At 55.5% G+C, this 17,697-nt stretch carries 12 protein-coding genes; 4 read left to right on the top strand and 8 right to left on the bottom strand.

Annotation, left to right across the window (positions count from 1 at the left end; all coding sequences use genetic code 11):
* Positions 1-1,134 carry an ABC transporter permease gene (locus ACR3ZL_RS09420; RefSeq protein ID WP_473648112.1) on the top strand — a complete coding sequence of 378 codons (1,134 nt, stop codon included), beginning with the start codon at positions 1-3 and terminating at the stop codon, positions 1,132-1,134.
* A 218-nt stretch (positions 1,135-1,352) separates the two neighbouring features.
* Here the strand turns inward: ACR3ZL_RS09420 and ACR3ZL_RS09415 are convergent, their stop codons facing one another.
* The 3 genes from ACR3ZL_RS09415 to ACR3ZL_RS09405 form a co-directional block, all read right to left on the bottom strand.
* Positions 1,353-1,841, bottom strand: a complete 489-nt coding sequence (locus ACR3ZL_RS09415; protein WP_473648113.1) for a class I SAM-dependent methyltransferase — start codon at positions 1,839-1,841, stop codon at positions 1,353-1,355.
* 431 nt (positions 1,842-2,272) lie between these two features.
* Entirely contained in the window at positions 2,273-2,788 is a 516-nt protein-coding gene (locus ACR3ZL_RS09410; RefSeq protein ID WP_473648114.1) for a response regulator, read from the bottom strand.
* Positions 2,778-3,440 (bottom strand): hypothetical protein, encoded by a 663-nt coding sequence (locus ACR3ZL_RS09405; protein ID WP_473648115.1) that lies wholly within the window; start codon positions 3,438-3,440, stop codon positions 2,778-2,780. The genes ACR3ZL_RS09410 and ACR3ZL_RS09405 overlap by 11 nt, the downstream gene beginning before the upstream one ends.
* 514 nt (positions 3,441-3,954) lie before the next feature.
* Here ACR3ZL_RS09405 and ACR3ZL_RS09400 point away from each other — a divergent pair.
* Positions 3,955-5,871, top strand: a complete 1,917-nt coding sequence (locus tag ACR3ZL_RS09400; RefSeq protein WP_486173400.1) for an alkaline phosphatase — start codon at positions 3,955-3,957, stop codon at positions 5,869-5,871.
* Here the strand turns inward: ACR3ZL_RS09400 and nagB are convergent.
* From nagB to ACR3ZL_RS09385, 3 genes are all read right to left on the bottom strand, one after another.
* The gene (gene nagB / locus ACR3ZL_RS09395; RefSeq protein ID WP_473648117.1) at positions 5,817-6,581 is read right to left on the bottom strand and encodes a glucosamine-6-phosphate deaminase; all 765 of its coding nucleotides are present in this window, start codon (positions 6,579-6,581) and stop codon (positions 5,817-5,819) included. The genes ACR3ZL_RS09400 and nagB overlap by 55 nt on opposite strands.
* A gap of 80 nt (positions 6,582-6,661) precedes the next feature.
* Positions 6,662-7,687 (bottom strand): DUF1559 family PulG-like putative transporter, encoded by a 1,026-nt coding sequence (locus ACR3ZL_RS09390; protein WP_473648118.1) that lies wholly within the window; start codon positions 7,685-7,687, stop codon positions 6,662-6,664.
* Positions 7,688-8,117: 430 nt separating this feature from the next.
* Entirely contained in the window at positions 8,118-8,825 is a 708-nt protein-coding gene (locus ACR3ZL_RS09385; protein ID WP_473648119.1) for a hypothetical protein, read from the bottom strand.
* Positions 8,826-9,085: 260 nt separating this feature from the next.
* Here ACR3ZL_RS09385 and ACR3ZL_RS09380 point away from each other — a divergent pair, with 260 nt between their 5' ends.
* The gene (locus tag ACR3ZL_RS09380; RefSeq protein ID WP_473648120.1) at positions 9,086-10,765 is read left to right on the top strand and encodes a hypothetical protein; all 1,680 of its coding nucleotides are present in this window, start codon (positions 9,086-9,088) and stop codon (positions 10,763-10,765) included.
* Positions 10,766-10,878: 113 nt separating this feature from the next.
* Here the strand turns inward: ACR3ZL_RS09380 and ACR3ZL_RS09375 are convergent, their stop codons facing one another.
* Both ACR3ZL_RS09375 and ACR3ZL_RS09370 read right to left on the bottom strand, forming a co-directional pair.
* A complete protein-coding gene (locus ACR3ZL_RS09375) occupies positions 10,879-14,013 on the bottom strand; it encodes an efflux RND transporter permease subunit (RefSeq protein ID WP_473648121.1) in 3,135 nt (1,044 codons plus the stop codon).
* 1 nt (position 14,014) lies between these two features.
* Positions 14,015-15,355 (bottom strand): efflux RND transporter periplasmic adaptor subunit, encoded by a 1,341-nt coding sequence (locus ACR3ZL_RS09370; RefSeq protein ID WP_473648122.1) that lies wholly within the window; start codon positions 15,353-15,355, stop codon positions 14,015-14,017.
* A gap of 262 nt (positions 15,356-15,617) precedes the next feature.
* Here ACR3ZL_RS09370 and ACR3ZL_RS09365 point away from each other — a divergent pair, with 262 nt between their 5' ends.
* Positions 15,618-17,549, top strand: a complete 1,932-nt coding sequence (locus ACR3ZL_RS09365; protein ID WP_473648123.1) for a TolC family protein — start codon at positions 15,618-15,620, stop codon at positions 17,547-17,549.
* The last annotated feature ends 148 nt before the right edge of the window (positions 17,550-17,697 follow it).

The raw sequence follows: 17,697 nt of genomic DNA, 5'->3' as shown, positions 1-17,697 counted from the left end.
ATGCTTAAATACGTTATCAAAACACTTTGGCGTCATCGCGCGCGAACGTTACTGACCGTGACCGGCGCAGCGGTCGCGATGTTCGTGTATTGCTTCGTCGGATCGGTACAGGAAGGATTGCATCGACTGACCACCGGCGCGGACGCGGATCGGAGTTTGATCGTCTTTCAAGAAAATCGATTTTGCCCCACCAGTAGCCGCTTGCCCGAAGACTACGCTCGACGCATCCGCAAAGTCGACGGAGTCCGCGATGTCATGCCGATCCAGGTTTGGACGAACAACTGCCGAGCGAGCCTAGACATCGTGGTGTTCAACGGTGCCGATCCGAAACAAATTCAACAAACGCGTCCACTCACGTTGACGAGCGGCGATTGGTCGACGTTCGCTGAACAGCGAGACGCGGCGATCGTGGGCCGAAACGTTGCCCAGCGAAGAGGGCTGAAAACAGGTGACCAGTTTTCGATTGGAGACATCTCAGTCAAGATCGCTGGCGTCTTTTCATCGACCGTCCCGTCTGAAGAAAATCTGATTTACACCAGTTTGGCGTTCTTGCAATACACCCGCGGTCTTGACGCCGCCGGTTTGGTGACTCAACACGAAGTCATCCTGACCGATGACGCGGATCCCGACCGAGTCGCCGCCGACATCGACGAAGTACTGCGGGCTGGCGCGGTCGCGACCAAGACGCGTCGCAAAGGAGCCTTTCAAGCCAGCACGCTGTCGGACCTGATTGACTTGATCGGTTTTGCCCACTGGCTTGGCTACGCCTGCGTTGGGTTGGTTTTGTCACTGGTGGCAACCACGACGGTAATGAGTGTTCAAGATCGCATCAAAGAATACGCGGTACTTCAAACGCTGGGGGTCCGTCCCTTGCGTGCGATGCGATTGGTGCTAACCGAAAGCATGGTGCTGTGCCTGGTGGGCGGACTGACCGGAACGCTGCTGGCCAACGGTGTGCTCGCCGCAGGCGGATTCGCCATTGGTGCTGAAGGTGCGACGATCGCATTCCGCCCTTCGCTTAGCCTGCTAATTTCCGGTTCGCTTATATCTCTGGTGGTAGGAATCGCAGCGGGTTTCGCACCCGCGGTCCAAGCCGCCAGTGTTCCGATCGTCAATGCGCTGCGTGAATCGTAGTTACACACGCGTGCACCGCGCTGGTGTCCAGCCTTCAGGCTGCTGAGCATAGGCTCTTGGCCGGAAGTTGTGCGGAACAGGCTGAAGCCTGGACTCCAACCTATGCCCCACCCACCGTTGGTGTCCAGCCTTCAGGCTGTCGTGCATAGGCTCGTAACCAGAAGTCGTGGGAAACAGGCTGAAGCCTGGACTCCAGCTTGAGGACTTTAGCGGGCGGCTTATTTAATGCAGCGATAAACGAATGCAGGCGGCAGATTTCGCCAGACGGTTGGGCTTCGTTCCACTGTTTGGAAACTAGAACGCAGTCGTTTCGAAAATCGCATCCCGGCGGGTAAGACCACACCCTGCCAATACGCGAACGTTGCAAATTGACCGCCCGGCTTCAGCACTCGCAACGTCGCATCCAGAATGCTGACCTGCAGTGATTCAGGAAAGGAGGCCCACGGCAAGCCGCAAATAATTGCGTCGAGCTGTTCCATTCCTGCGGATTCACAAAGCCGAACAATGTCAGCGGCGGACTCTTCGTGGACGTCGACACCAGGACAACGCTGCCGAGTGAGCGTGGCGAGTTCTCCCGACCGCTCGATCGCGAAAAACTTCGCATCGGTGTGCAGTCGCTTCACCACACCTTCGGTGAACACGCCGGTACCTGGCCCGTATTCCACGACATTGCGAGCGGTATCCCAGTCGAACCAATCGACCATCATGTTCACCAACCCAGGACTGCTCGGAGCAATCGCGCCTACGGCGGTGGGATTGCGAGCAAAATTCTTAACGAACGTCCAAGTCGATGAACGTTGATCGGGGTTCGCGTCGGAAATGGTAACGGTCTTTGGCAGGGAAAGGGCGTGGGCGAGATTGATGGTTCGGGTAGATCACGAATCGTTCGCGAGACCGCATCAAACTTGTGAACCAGCTATCTTCGAAAACGGTGGCCTACGAACAAGCCCCCAACCGCTCTGGTCCCGCCAAAGACTTTAAAAACGTTCGACGCGGGCATTCCATGGACCACAACCGATTCGCTTCATCAACGTCGACAACCGATTGCGAACGAAAAGTGGCGATCGAACGTCAGCCGATGGGTGAACCAAACCGGCACGCGATCGAAAGCCCAACCAGTCCGTGGCGCACAAAAGCGTTAGGTATTGGCCCGAGCTTCAAAGGGGTGCTCGGACTGCGACGCTGCTGCAGCCTCTTCGTTGGCACTCGCCACGGCCACTTGTTGAAGGTGGATCATCAATTTCTTGTGATCCCGGACCACTCGCAAGAACTCATCCTCACTGACCGGCTTTTGGATGTAATCGTACACGCCAAGGTCGTCACAACGCTTGCGATAGGTATCGTCTTCCGAGGCGGTAAGAACGACGGTGGTGATTCGGCCCGAATCCGGTTGGATCTCCATCATTTCTTCGAGCACGTCCAATCCAGTGCCATCGGGAAGGATCATGTCCAACAACAACAAGTCCAACCGAGGCGCCCGAGCAAAGATGCCGGTTCGTTTCATAAACAAGATTGCTTCATGAACGGTTCGCACAAGCGTCAAGCGATGATGCACCCCGCTACGTCGCAACGCGTGGATTGTGATCCGAGCGTCGACCAACCCGTCTTCGACGAGCAGGATTTCCATCGGCTTGGTTCTTGAATCACCTAACATGAACGGAATCTCCTAAAACGTTCGGCTGTGCGGTATCCGTCGTCAAATCTGAATCATATTCCTGATCACGATTACCGTATCCAACCGCGGCGGGTATCGCCGAATTAGATCCGTGCAATCGAATCAACTCGCCTTCTAGTCTTTCATGGGCGGTAAAGTCACGAGAAAAGGACTCTGCTTTTTGAGCAAAGTCTTTCAAACACGATACCTCACACCCTCGATATTGTAGCTCCTCGGCCTGTTCAACCAAATCCACAATCTGCAAATAGAGTTTGCGGTGCTGATCCATGACCTGACAAATCATCGATTGACGTTCGTCCAGTGAATTCGCCACTTGCAACGCGTCTTCTAAAGACGGGTCGATACCTAGCGATGCCCCGGTGTGCTGAGGGGCGGGCGTCGAGAGGAACCCATACGATTCTTCCAACGCAAACTGCAACGCCACTAGGTCGCGTAGTTCGTCGAAACACGCAATGAACGACTTGATGGTCGCCTGTGGAGAATCACAGTCTTCGGGTTCAAGCTGGCAAAGCGTTCGCAATGAATGAAACGCATGCCATAGGTGAGGGTTGCTGTCCTTGATCTCCTGAAGGAAAGCAGCGTTGATCAACCAAACAATTTTTGATGAAGATTTCGAGACGACGGCAGCCATACGGGTGGTCCTCCGTGCATAGAGTCCATGCTGAGATGTTTCATTGAACCTAAAGCTGTCGGGTCAAGTCGTCAAGCAAAAACCCAACTTCCCTCCGCAAAACACTGGGTTTTAGAGACGGTAAAGTAGGCACGAAATTGCGCAGAGTCGCGCAACGTCCCCATCGTCTCAGGATTTGCGTTGAGTGTTCACCATCGCACAGCGTTCGTCTGAACGCCCGAAATTGCTCGGTGGCTCATTTTTCCACCAAGACGAGCCTGCCCAGACACCATCGAGGTTGACCACAATCTGCGTTCCAGACGCCGAGCGAGTTGGATTGAGTCCGGGGCGGCTGAACCAACGAAGGTGCCTGCACGAGGCCCCCAGCGATTGCAACACACGCACTTGATACCTTCCGAAACCCCCAACAATTGGTTAACGAAGCCCGATCCGTCCTTACTGATTTCTCTAGTTCTCACATCGGCTTTCGCCGGTTTCCTTTCTGCTTTCCCACGAAACGTTTTTTCACCCAACCATGACACACGTCTCATCGACTCGATTTATTTCCGTTCGACGCAGCGAAATCACCGCGATGCTCGGCGTCCTACTGGTACAAGGCGCCGCCGCTCTGGCCGGTGCCACGGTCACACACGCCCAAGATGCGGTGGTGACACAAGACGCTCAACCGATTGTCTTGGTTGCTGAAACAGCGAAACCGCCAATCAAAAAATCGTCCGCCAGCGAGATCAAAGAATCGCGACTTGAGGAGATGGTCCAGGACATTCCCGCAGACGTCTTGGCCGAGCGTCGATCAACTGTTGATCCGATGCGTGAGATGCAAGCCGCGGCCATGCAAAACCAATCCGCCCCATGGGGACATTGGGGCGACCAAGCGAACAAGTACAGTGCGTGGAAAGAACACAGCAATCGATTAGTCCCGCTGTACAGTTTCGGCATGACGCTGAACTCGCTTCGCGAACCAGGCAGCCTGTACGCCGATGACGACCGGTTAACAGACCGTTATGGCTATTTGCCCGATTCTTCGTCGAACCCCACCGCCACCTACCACGACCAAACCGACGTCTATCACCTGCAGCAATTGGCCGTTGCCCAAGGCAAGAAGCACATCATCTTGATGATCTTCGACGGCATGGACTGGCAAACCACTCGCAGCGCCGCGATATATCGAAATCAAGCCGACTTGTACGACAGCGGACGCGGACGCGGCTTGGCTTTCCAAGACTACCGAGGCACGACCACTGATTACACGTTGATCGTTTCGAGTCCCGGCTTAGGCGACGCATCGTTCGACGTCGATTCCCAACTCGTCGTGTCTGCCGATGAAGGATTGCGTGGTGGGTTTGCTCAACACCTGGCCGGTCCTATGCCATGGCACGAACGTATGACGTCATACCCGATTGGCGGCGACCGCGAACTGCCCCATAGCGTGACCGATTCAGCGGCCTCCGCGGCGGCGATGATGTCAGGAATTAAGACCTACAACGGATCGATCAATTGCAAGGTGGATGGCACGCAAGCGATTCCAATCGGCCGCTGCTTACAGGAAAAGGGATTCGCGATCGGTGCGGTGTCCAGCGTTCCTGTCAGTCACGCCACCCCCGCATCGACGTACGCTAACAACGTTTCACGCAAGGACTATCAAGACCTTAGCCGTGACTTGATCGGGCTGCCATCGTCGGCCCACCGCCGGTCACCACTGCCGGGGGCGGATGTCGTAATCGGTAGCGGTTGGGGCGAAACCGTCGACAAGCCAAAACTGCAAGGGAACAACTTCCTCGTTGGCAATGAATACCTGCACGAGTCGGACCTTCGTAAGATCGAACAACGTGGCGATTATGTCATCGCAAAACGAACCAGCGGACAACGAGGCAGTGAACTGTTGCGAGAAGCCGCCAACGCAGCGGTTCAATCGAACAAGAAGCTGCTCGGGTTCTTCGGCTCCAAAGGCGGCCACTTGCCGTTCGCGACCGCCGACGGGAACTACGATCCCGCACTGGATGCCTACGGGACCGAGCTTTACAGCAAAGCAGACCTCGAAGAGAACCCAACTTTGGCCGACATGACAGACGCGGCATTGCGAGTTCTATCAGCACCTGCCCAGTCGGCTCTTTCAACGCCAGCTTCCGAAGCCGCAACCGGCTTAGCAAACGAAACTGTCGCGACCGCCGGGCTAAAACCGTTCTGGCTACTGATTGAGTGCGGCGATGTCGATTGGGCCAACCACGCCAACAACATCGACAGCAGCATCGGTGCGGTGTTCAGTGGCGAAGAAGCCTTCAAAACCGTTGTACGCTGGGCGGAAGCCAATGATGCTTGGGACGACACTGCGGTGTTCGTCACCAGCGATCACGGTCACTTCTTCCACCTCGACGATCCTCAGGCGATCGCGGATGCAGCGGCTCGGTCGAGCACCAACAAAGTGTCCGAGTGAGTCTGCAGGAATGACGCCGGATTGTCACTCGACACCGGCCCCTTCACCGCGGAAGCCACCGCTTCCGCTTTGGACTCCCCGGTTGCCATCAACACGATTTTCCGTGCCTTCAAGATCGTTGCGATCCCCATCGTGAACGCTTGCCGTGGAACATCGTCAATGTCATCGAAGAAACGCGAGTTGGCGGCGATCGTGCTTTCGGTCAAGTCCACCAAACGCGTCACGCTATCGATCTCGGAACCGGGTTCATTGAACGCGATGTGGCCATTGGTACCGATGCCCAACAACTGCAAATCGATGCCTCCGGTGCGGTGGATCAACGATTCGTAATCCGCCGCGATCGATTCCGCCGAACTGGAATCCACCTCGCCATCACGAATGATCAAACGTCCCGCATCGGGGAAGTGAGTTTGTTCGATAGGAATGTTTACGTGCTTGAACAATTGCTCGTTCATGAACGAGCGATATGACTGATCGTGCCCAACCGGCAAGCCCACGTACTCGTCCAAGTTGAACGTTGTGACTTGACCAAAGTCCAACTCACCGGCTTGATAACGTCGACACAGATTATTGTAGACCTTCACCGGAGTCCCCCCCGTGGCCAACCCGAGTACACACTGGGGCGTTCGATTGATCATCGTCGAAACCAAGCCCGCAACATGCTGGCTGGCTTCGATCGTGTCTTCCAATACCGTGTACTCAATCGTCATCGTCTCTAACCCTTCGATTGCAATCTCAAGCTGGGATTGTGATTTGTATCCGCGAAGAGTCTAGCCGGTAACCCGCTTCTTCAATACTCGCCGACCACCTGCCGATCCTTAATCGAGCCGACATTTCGCCACGTTTCGACATCAACGGAGTCCGTTACGAAGCGAACCGAGCCATCAGCCAGTAAGACCGTCACTCCCCCCACGTGACGACTACGCCCGCTTTTGATCGCTGCGTATCGTGAATAACAATCATTATCCCGCGAATTCGGGGACCGAAAATGGTGATAGCCCGTATCGTTGACGCTGCCATCGGCCCATTTTTCCCCACGGTTGAAAAGCACTGGACTAGCGTCATCCAAGCACCAACTGTCTTCGATCGTCGCCGCCGCGGCATCCCACACCGACGCCAAAACACCGTTGGCCCCCAGGTTCGCTTCCCCTCGCGTGGTCTCGGAAAGGCCGTTGCCGACAAGCGTTTCACAGAAAGCCGCGGTATGAGACGTGCCATCAAGAATATCGCGGAAGCGGCAACGGGAATCGCTGAAGAACAAGCCATCAGCTTTCTCGTAAACCCCACCATTCAAACCCGATCCATTGTTAGCGTGGTAGTTCGTCGCACCCCACTCTTCGCTGATGCGGGAGTTCACGCCGCTTGGACACAAGAACGTCGGGACCAAAGTGGACACCTCGTCGGCCAAGTCCGGATGCGTGTTGACGCCTGGCGGCGGCCCCATCGTGAACAGATACAGCGGCTTCTGCAAATCGATGGCGCCGTAGATCGCCGACTGTTCCAGATACGGTGTCAGCATCGCCAGAGGCCCCCAGCGATAGAACGATTGCTGAGACGCTGGCACCGGCGCCTTCGCGTTGTCACTTTGCGACGGAAAGTAGCCAACCGTGTCATGATGCATGTGCAGTCCTAGGCCAATCTGTTTCATGTTGTTGCTGCAGCTCATCCGCCGCGCTGCTTCACGGGCCGCTTGCACGGCGGGCAACAGCAAACCGACTAAGACGCCGATGATCGCGATCACGACCAACAGCTCAACGAGGGTAAAACCGGACCGCGAGCGACGTCGCTCGAACTGATTATGAGGAGTGTTCATCATTTAAAATATCTGTGTATGGAGAGGGGATAAGTTGTGAGTCTTTTCTGGATTGAGTGAGAGCCTTCAGTGCATCCAATCACTGAGATTGCATTCACCGAGGCATACATTCGCCGAGACATGCGTCGACCTAGGCATGATGCTCCGTGCATGCGCACGAGCATCGATGGACGCCCCCGCGCGAAGCTCCGCTACGATCACCACACTGGTGTGAGGAGCGGGCACCGCACATCGCCCACGCGGGAGCGGTATGTACCACCGCCAAGGCAGGTGGATTGCTTGGATGACACCAATAACGGTGTGGACGCACCGACGCAGTTCGCGCGACAACGATGCCTGGAGTGCACCCACCATCGACACATCACCGCTCGAAAAAGCGTTGACGTGTCAATCAGCTAGCAACTCGTGAACATCGAATGCCGTCAAAGCACAATCAGGCGCAGGCCCCTGACCACGGCACCGGAGGATCGACCGGCAAGAAGACCTTGGCGGGCATTTCGTTAGCAACACGCATGCGTGCCACCACACGTGGCGACACCGCCACGACGCCGCCAGATCCCGGCAGAACAATTTGAGACAACAAACTCCAGATCAACTTAATGCCACGACACTGTGCGACGCTTTCAAGCTGAATCAAACGGAAGCTCTGAACTTCCGATTCGTCTGACTTGGAATCATCCGAATTTGATGCTAACGAAGTCGGCGATTCCGGCTCGCAAACCGTTGCTTTCGCACCCGCTTGGCAACAACAACATGCCCCGGACGAAGAAGACGCTTGGGTCGCGACAGCACCAGTGGTAATCACACCGGTGGCGGACATACCGGAACCGGGCGTACCGGAAGCAGCGGCGACGCGTTCGAGCAAGAATGCTGGTGGCTGGACACCGTTGACTTCCGCCCACCGCAGCTTCTCAGCGTCGCTGTGGCAGCAACATTGGTCCCAACAATATTCGGCTGTCGCACAACCGCAGGGACAAGATTCACATGGAAATCGCTCGCCCGAACCCGCGGTCTGCTTTGACAACAAACGCGGACTAATTGGAAAACCAATCATTCCAACCGCCAACACACCCAACAACGCCCCACAGATGAGACGACGCGGCCATGGACGGCAAAAACGCTGGAAAACCAGTCGGGACATTCAGGAATTTCGATCCAAGGAAGCAAAACTGCTGCCCACTCCTCACATGCAAAAGGGTAACCACCGGCCATCGGATTTCAAAGTGCCAGGTCCGTTTTGTCGCACCAAGCCAAACCGTGTCTCTCACATTCTTCAATCTGTCAAACGATCGCAGCGGTTCAGCACGAACCACCAAGGCTCGGCCAAACGCCCAAAAAGTTTCTCGCGAGCGGCTAGAATCCATTGGGGGTTCAGGCCACAATCAAAAGAGGGCCCTGAAAGTGGGCGCCGCTGAAAATCGCCGCAATCAAGCGTCTTCGGACACCTGGCTTGCGAAATCCTTCGATTCCTTGGCCGGTGGGCACTCCGTTTCGACCTGTCACACTACAACTACCTTTGCTGCACCTTCTGCCGATCCTTCCTTTGACGATTCACTGAATTTCGAAAGCCTGTCTGCCATGTTCCAGCGATACAGCTCAATCTCTCGCCGAGTGGTGACAACCGTCCTCCTGATCGCGATGGGCGCCTGTTCGCCCTATTCGCTATGCCAGGCCGCAGACGATTTAGAAAAACAGTTGATGGCCATCGCGCCGGAAGTCCTGCAGCACGCTCAAGACAACGGCTATCGCAACATTGGCGTCCTGAAGTTCCGAGTCAAGAACGACAACGATTCTACTGGCGGCGGTGACTCCGCACTCGCCCGTCGTCTTGCCGACAAGCTGGAACTCGCCCTGATCCTTAAAAGCAAACCATCCAGCACGTTCGATAGTAACAACGCCGCGATCGGAATCGCCAAACACGCCAGTGATCACGCGGCGAAAATTCCCGACGCCAATCACGTGACGATTGATGGACGACGTCTTCTGTTTACACAGCGTTACCCGATGGCTTGGGGAAGCACGTCGCAACCACTCGATGCACTTTATACCGGGGTTGCTCTGCTTTCGTCCGATCTGTCCAAGATGACCATCGGGATCATGGTTGCCGATGCCAAAGTCAGCACGCTGACGTTGATCAAGAAGATGGTGATCAAACCGGATGTGGACGACCTCGTCGACGCCGGTGAAAGCTTCACCGTTCGCGGTCTGTTTGATCAATCTAAAATTGAAATGACCGAAGCCGAACGCAAAGACAAAGCGACCGAAGAAGCCGTACTGACGTCGCTAAAAAAGTCATCCGCCGACACGCCCACGACCATCGCAAGTTCGGAATCCGACGATAACAAAATCACCACGACGAAGTCCAATGCCAAGCATCCTTTATCCAAAGACAATCCCGACGCTGCGGTTCACTTTGAGGTCCGTTACGACGGAGTCCCGCAAACTATCGACTTCATCGGCGGACAAGCGTTCGTAAAAGAACCCCAGGAAGGACAGAAGATCCAGTTCGTCGTCTCACGCCCCTCCGCAAGAACCGACAACCCACGTCTCGCGGTCGTCGTCAAAGTCAACGGCGAGAACACCGCTTCGCGTCAAACCTTGCCTGACGCCAAGTGCGTTCCCTGGGTTTTCGAATCGCATATGAAGTTGTTTGGCATCTCTGGATTCAAAATCGACAACAACACGATCGAGCCTTTCAAAGTGCTGTCCGCTGCCGATTCGAAGGAAAAGGAAATTGAATACGGCGAGCATGCTGGAACGATCACCATCACGGTATTCCCCGAACGAAAGAACACAGCCAAGACCAAACCTAGCCGCACACATCAATCCGTTTCTGACTTAGGCGAAGACTTCGCATTGCTAGAAGAAGCCGAACACCCCACTACACCGCCGAGCACCCTGGCTGCCTTGCAGAAAAAGCTGTCTGGTGAAGACACGCTCGATCACGTAGCCACACGAGGCATTATCGCGTCTTCCTCGGCCTCAAGCCTGAAGGGATCCTCCACGAGCTTCAAGCACGACACCGTGCCGATGATGAGCGCCACGCTTCGCTACTACAGTGCCAGCGATCTGCCTGAATGATCTTCCCTCAGAAAGTCTTCCCGTGAACGGTTGTTCGCACACCGATCAGCCGCCGTCACCACGAGAAATGCCGTGGTCACGGCGGTTTTCATTAACTCACAAATAGCCCGAACTTAGACCGTCAAGTTAGATCGCCGATGCACCAGCGAATAAACGCAAGGGACTAGAACAAGCGTTAGCACGGTCGAAGCGATCATTCCCCCCAACAACGCCCTGGCGAGCGGGATCATGGCCTCGTTCCCCGGTGCGAGTTGAAACGAAAGCGGCAACATCGACGCAACCAGCGTCAGCGACGTCATCAAGATCGGCCGCAAGCGAACCTGCGCCGCTGACAACACGGCATCGTGTGGTGAAAGCCCTTCGGCACGTCGCTGGTTAGCAAACTCGACCAATAAGATGGAGTTATTGACGACGACACCGATCATCATCAACGTCCCCATCAACGATTGGATGTTGATGTACGTGTCCGTTAAATACAGGACAACCAACACGCCACCGATCCCCAATGGCACGGCCAGCATAATGATCAGCGGATCGACGAACGACCGAAATTGAGCCATCAAGACGAGGTACACCAACAAGGCCGCAACAGCCAATCCGATGCCCAGCAGACTCATCCCCGAGCGCATCTTTTCGACAGGTCCTCGCAGAGCAACCGAAACACCGTTTTCAAATTCCATGTCTGCCAGTGTTGCTTCAATGTCAGCGGCAACACTCCCTAAGTCACGCCCCGAAACATTCACATGCACATCGTTGACTCGCGAAATGTTGTAGTGAGCGATCTCGCCGGGGATCGTCACGCGTTTCACCGTAGCAATGTTCGACAGCGGAATGGTAATCGGGCCGTCTGCCGTGTTTAGCGACAGCGGTATGTTACGAACCTCGTCGAGCGATTGAAACTGATTCGATTCGTACTGAACACCCATGAAGAAGTCGACACCTGACTTCGGGTCGATCCAGATCGTTGGCGAGTATCCGACACTGGACCCCAACGCCGTCAAAAGAGTTTGAGCAACTTCCTCTTGATCCACGCCAAGGTACTTCGCTCGCGTGCGGTCGACCTGCACATCGAACTGAGGATAATCCAACGATTGGGCAATCTGCACGTCACGGGTGCCCGCAATCGGGTAGATCGCCTCAACGATTCGTTCAGCCGCATCGCGACATTGCTGTAGCGTTCCCGCAGAAACTTGAACGCTGATGGGCGTTGGCACTCCTTCGTTCAACGCCATGTTCACGATGCCGCCGGAGACGAACAAGAATTCTTCCAGCGGATACTCTGTCGCCAGCTTCTCTCGAAGTTGTTCCACATAAACTTGCGTGCTGCTAGAACGGCCTTGCTGCCGAAGGTTCACAATCAAGTACGCGGTATCCGGCCCCGAATTGGAACTCAGCACAGTCGAAAAACCAGCACCCTTTCCGACGGGAAGACCGATATTGGCAATCAGTGTCTTAATTTCCTCTTCGGGAATCACCTCTTTGATCGTGTCTTCAATTCGGGCGACCAGCTTTTCCGTTTCGCCCAAAGAGGTGCCCGGCAGCGTCTTCAAACGCAATTCAAAAGTTCCCGCATCGACCGAGGGAAACAATTCGGTTCCGATTCGCGGATAGAGAAGGAATGACGCACCGACGCCGATGACAATCACAATCGCCGCGATCGCGGGAGCTTTCATCGCGGTGCTCAACAGCCGACCGTAAAGGCCCCGCGGTTGCACGTGACCATCCGGATCAGCAGTGTTCTTGGATTCACTAAATTTCTCACGCACAAACGTCGCGCAAAACGCGGGCACTACGGTCAGGGCCAAGACATACGACGCACCAATTGTCAGGGTCGCCGCCAACGACAAAGGCGTGAACAAGTACTTGATCATTCCGGTCAAAAACACAGCGGGCAAGAACACGGCAAGCGTCGTGATCGTTCCAGCCAAGATTGCTCCCGAAACTTCTTGGGTACCGTCCCGAGCAGCCTTCAATGCCGTCTTGCCCATACGAGCATGGCGAATCACGTTCTCAACCACCACGATGCCCGCGTCGACGACCGTTCCGATCGCCAGTGCGATTCCGCCCAATGTCATCACGTTGATCGTTTGTCCGGTAAACGCGAAACCGAGTGCTCCCATCAAAATAGCCAGCACGATCGTCGAAACAATGATCACGGTCGGCAACACGCTGCGTAAAAACACAAACACGACGATGGCAACCAACAACGCCCCCAACCCGACTTGGGTAATCAGGTTGGACATCGCGTTGCGGATGTAGTCGGACTGGTCCGACACCAACGTAACTTCCGTCGCTTCAGGAATATCGCCACGTTCTTTCATCTTGGGAATTTCCGACGCTATTCCTTCATAGATGCGATCGACGACGGCGATGGTGTTCTCGCCCGGTTCACGCAGCAAAGGACAATAAACGCTTCGCTTTCCATTCACTCGAACGATGTTGTATTGCAACGCCGCGTCATCAACTACGCGACCGACATCGCGGATGAAGATTGGCCGATCATCTCGGACCGCGATAGCAATCGCCTCGATGTCTTCCACGCTTGGTAATGTGTTCAACGGATGAATTTGATAATCCGTCCCACCCATCGTTGCCGTACCCGCGGCGAGCACAAGGTTTGCTTTCTGCATCGCGTCAACCACATCAGTCGCGCTGATGTGGTATGCCTGAAGTTTGGCTGGGTCAACGTACACCATCATTTGGCGAAACTTGCCGCCAAAAGGGTGCGGGATCTGAACGCCTTTCAGACCACCCATTTTGTTTCGCACAGCGTAATAGCCGATTGAATAAAGCTCCGATTCCGAAAGGCCTTCACCGGAGATCGCGGCCAACACGACCGGCAAGTTCGACGGCTCACTTCGCAACGTAAACGGCCACTCGATCCCTGGCGGCAAGTGGAACATGTCGCTCGCTTCCAGGTTCACGATATCGTTCATCGCGGAACTAGCATCCGCCCCAGGCTGAAAGAACACCTTGATGACGGCGGCCCCCGGAACGGTTCGTGATTCTTGATGCTCGATTTTGCCAGCCAACGTCAGTGCGCGTTCGACCCGCGAGGTGACCGACTTTTCCATATCGAGAGTGGGTAACCCTGGATAGGAAAAGAAGCTAACAACCACCGGTTTTTTGAAGTCCGGCAAAATATCAATGGTGATGCCAGGAATGACGGCAGCACCCAAGACACACAGTGCAATCGTTCCAGCAAGAACCGCAAATCGATTGTTCAGTGAGAAGTTGATCAGCGACATACTAGCGGGCCTCCAGCACAGCGACCTTTTGGCCGTCGACGAATCGCTTCAAGTGGGATCCCACGACGCGTTGACCAGGCTTAACCCCCGACAACACTTCGATCGAATTGCCGTCGTCCATGCCTGTGGTCACGTCAACACGCAAGATAGTTTCGTCATCTCCGACGACGTACACATAACCTTTTCCACCGGCATCAAAACGAATCGCCTGGGATGGCAACATGTTCGCATTCATCTTGGTCGACAAATGAATCAATGCTTGGCCAAACATGCCGGGTAGCAACTTGCCATCGGCATTGTCCAAATCAGCTTCGACCATCATCGTTCGCGTGCTCGGGTCCAAGCTAGAACTGCGCCGTGTTACAGTCGCCACAATGGGAAGTTCAGAAGCAAACGAGGGGAACGTCAACGTCACCGCATCGCCGGGACTAACCAAGGGAGCGTCCGACTCCGGAACCGGAATACGAACACGGACCTTGTCGACCTGGCTAACGACGAACAACGCATCGCCATTTCCGACTTCGCTTTGCTCTCGAACCAATTCCCCCGGTTCAATATTTCGAGCGGTAACGATTCCGGTGAAAGGTGCTTTGATGGTGGCGTAAGAAATCTGCACGTCCAACTCTTCTAGCTCCGAACGAGTGATCGCCGTTTCCGCCTTGGCCGCATCGAGGTCGGCCTTTGCTGAAGCAACTTGCGCCTCGGCGACCGCAACTTCCGCATTCGCCGACTCGACCGAAGCCGCCATCGCTTCCTTACGTGCTGATTGCGAATCTCGTTTCATCCGCACCTCGTCCAGCATGCGGTTTTGCAGCGAACCTCGCTGAACAAGATCCTCCGTACGACTAAATTCCGCTTGTGATGCCGCCAGAGTCGCCTCAACACCTGCCATTTGGGATTTCGATTCCGACAACATGGCCTGCGACGATCGAACACGAGCCTCAGCTAAACGCACACCTGCTTGGGAACGCCGCTCTTCAGCTTCCAGCCGAAGGATCCGCTTTTGAATCACATCGCGTTGCTTCGACAACTCCGGTACAGCAATGGTTGCTAGTTCCGCACCGGCCTGAACGAAATCGCCAATGTCAGCCTGGATCGTTTCGACGAATCCAGACGCTTTCGCTCGGATTTCTGCTCGATAGTAAGCGTGGACCGTCGCTGGTTGCTGCGTCGTTCGCAGAACTTCGGTTTCAGTAACCGCAACGGTTTTCACGGCCACTGTCCGGATAGGCTTGGACTTCTGATCCGCCGATCGTTCGGACGTGCAACCCAAGGTCAGTGCCAGCGTTGTTCCAAAGACGCACATCATGGAATGATGAATGGTGTCAAATCGTCGTTTCATCGGTTGGTTGACCTTAGCGTTTCTCGAAACAGTCGCCGGGAATGCCCGCATAATCGTCACAGACGGCATGGGCGAAAGAGTTTCGCCACGCGGATCACGCAGTCTAGTTCGCACAACAGGCGAATTCGACAGCCCGTAGCTGAGAATCGACTAGTCCATCAAGTTCAACCGTCATCATCGCGTCCTTCGTTTGCCGAAGCACCATCGGTGGAACCGTCGCGTTCGGAACAACGCATGGAAACGTTCGAAAAAGGATCGCAGGATGCCTCGTCGATTAATCACCTTGAGCCTATTAGGCCTTGCCGGATGTGCGAGCTCCCCGTATTTGGCAGAGCACTCCGACCCGGCAACGGAATCGGTCGCATTCGATATTGAGAAAAGCCGTGTCTTTTCCACGTCCCCACTCGCGAGCCCACCACCATCAAGTTCTTCAGTCGCAAAATCTTCGGCGACCGTGTCCACCCACGTCGCAGCCACACCCAAAGTTCACGACTCGTCGAAGCGTAGCAATACGCTGGCGAATGAGGTTCAGCCCGTCGCCCACCACGATTCCATTCCTCAAGTGCCCGCCAGTGATCGGGCGTCCGCTGGCACACTAACGATCGATGGCCGCCAATACCGGTTGCAACTGGTCGAGCCGAAATCTCAAACGGTTGCTCGGTCGACGGAAGCGACTCTCGCCGGCACGGTATCCACCAACACCACGCCGACGAACAGGGCATCCTCAAGCGTCGTCAACGCGAAGCATTCTTTGGCAGCGTTTCGTAATGACGACCACTTCGGCATACCAGTCCAAGAGACCGTCACGTTACCGGCTCCCTATCAACAAGACTCGATCGTCAGCAACCTTCCGTATGAGCTAGCCGATTCAGCCACCCCTTCAGTCGATACGATCGATCTCAACTTGCCATCCACCTTGGCAATGATCGGCGGCCAGCATCCAGCGGTTGGATTCGCCCAGTGGCGAGTTCGCGAGGCGTATGCACAACTCGATCGAGCGAAAGTCTTGTGGCTGCCTTCGATTCAAGCCGGGCTTAGCTTCCATCGCCACGACGGCAACTATCAGGCGAGCGACGGAAGTATTGTCGACGTCAATCGCAATTCCCTTCAGTACGGTCTTGGCACCGGTGCCGTCGGGGCCGGGACCACACCGCGGCCAGGCTTGGTTGCGCAGTTCCATCTCGCCGACGCCATCTTCCAACCTGAGATCGCGGAAAAGAACGCCTGGGCTCGCGGCCATGCTGCCGAAGCGGTCTTGAATCAGCAGATGTTGCAAGCCGCACTTGCCTACACCGAACTGCTCGATGCTCACCAAGACGCTCGAATCATCGAAGAATCACGCGGACGGACAGCCGACCTGTCGAAGTTAACCACCGACTTTGCGGGAGCCGGTGAGGGACTCCAGGCGGATGCGGATCGAATGCGAACCGAATTGGCGTTGATCGACAATCGACTGATCGCCGCTCGCGAACGGATCATGCTGGCCAGCGCGAGGTTAGCTCAAGCCATCAGCATCGATGCCAGCAGTCAAATCATGCCGATGGATGTCACCGCCATTCCGCTCGACTTGGTCGACATGCAGTCCGGCAAGCCATCACTCATCGGCACGGGGCTGGCCATGCGACCGGAACTCAAACAATCCCAAACCTTAGTCGCTGCCGCTTGCGAAGCGTACAAGCGAGAGAAGTACGCTCCGTTTGTGCCCAGCGTTCTGTTGGGTTTCAGCACCGGTGGGTTTGGCGGCGGACTGGGCGGCGACGTCGATAACGTCGACAGTCGCTACGACTTTGACGCGTTGATGTCATGGGAAGTACGAAACCTCGGCTTCGGAGAAAAAGCAGCCCGGCGTGAATCGTCCGCCCGAGTCCAGCAAGCCAAGTTCGAAAAGCTGAGAGTGATGGATCAAGTCGCACTGGAGATTTCGGAAGCCTATAGCCAAGTCGAATTCCGTCGCCAACAAATCGCTATGACTCAACAAGCGATCCAGACCGCGGAGCAATCCTACCAAGCGAACTCCGATCGAATCCGTGACGGAGAAGGACTGCCGATCGAAGTGCTGCAAGCCGTGCAAGCGTTGGAGTCCGCACGCCGGGCCTACCTACGAGCGGTGATCGAGCACAACCAAGCTCAATTCCAATTGCAATGGGCACTTGGTTGGCCAGTCTCCGCACCGGACGGTTATACGGGCACTTAAAGCGACACCGACTTGCTGGACGCAAGCGTCAGAGACAAGGGCTCCGCCACAACGCTTCCGCTTCGACGCAAACCGTTTTGTTTGGCATGCACTAACGAAATCAGACGCCGTTTTCTTCTTTGACGTCCAAGCGACCTGAAAGCGATTA

The sequence above is a fragment of the Rhodopirellula sp. J20-39 genome, assembly GCF_057365095.1.
Note: the sequence above shows the minus strand (reverse complement) of the source record. Positions and strands in the feature narration are given on the sequence as shown.

Bases quoted from the DNA above. Each gene is read 5' to 3' on its own strand.
- ACR3ZL_RS09410 (WP_473648114.1), bottom strand. From the start codon at position 2,788: ATGTTAGGTGATTCAAGAACCAAGCCGATGGAAATCCTGCTCGTCGAA.
- ACR3ZL_RS09375 (WP_473648121.1), bottom strand. From the start codon at position 14,013: ATGTCGCTGATCAACTTCTCACTGAACAATCGATTTGCGGTTCTTGCT.
- ACR3ZL_RS09365 (WP_473648123.1), top strand. From the start codon at position 15,618: ATGCCTCGTCGATTAATCACCTTGAGCCTATTAGGCCTTGCCGGATGT.
- ACR3ZL_RS09390 (WP_473648118.1), bottom strand. From the start codon at position 7,687: ATGATGAACACTCCTCATAATCAGTTCGAGCGACGTCGCTCGCGGTCC.
- ACR3ZL_RS09420 (WP_473648112.1), top strand. From the start codon at position 1: ATGCTTAAATACGTTATCAAAACACTTTGGCGTCATCGCGCGCGAACG.
- ACR3ZL_RS09385 (WP_473648119.1), bottom strand. From the start codon at position 8,825: ATGTCCCGACTGGTTTTCCAGCGTTTTTGCCGTCCATGGCCGCGTCGT.
- ACR3ZL_RS09405 (WP_473648115.1), bottom strand. From the start codon at position 3,440: ATGGCTGCCGTCGTCTCGAAATCTTCATCAAAAATTGTTTGGTTGATC.
- nagB (WP_473648117.1), bottom strand. From the start codon at position 6,581: ATGACGATTGAGTACACGGTATTGGAAGACACGATCGAAGCCAGCCAG.
- ACR3ZL_RS09370 (WP_473648122.1), bottom strand. From the start codon at position 15,355: ATGAAACGACGATTTGACACCATTCATCATTCCATGATGTGCGTCTTT.
- ACR3ZL_RS09400 (WP_486173400.1), top strand. From the start codon at position 3,955: ATGACACACGTCTCATCGACTCGATTTATTTCCGTTCGACGCAGCGAA.
- ACR3ZL_RS09415 (WP_473648113.1), bottom strand. From the start codon at position 1,841: ATGATGGTCGATTGGTTCGACTGGGATACCGCTCGCAATGTCGTGGAA.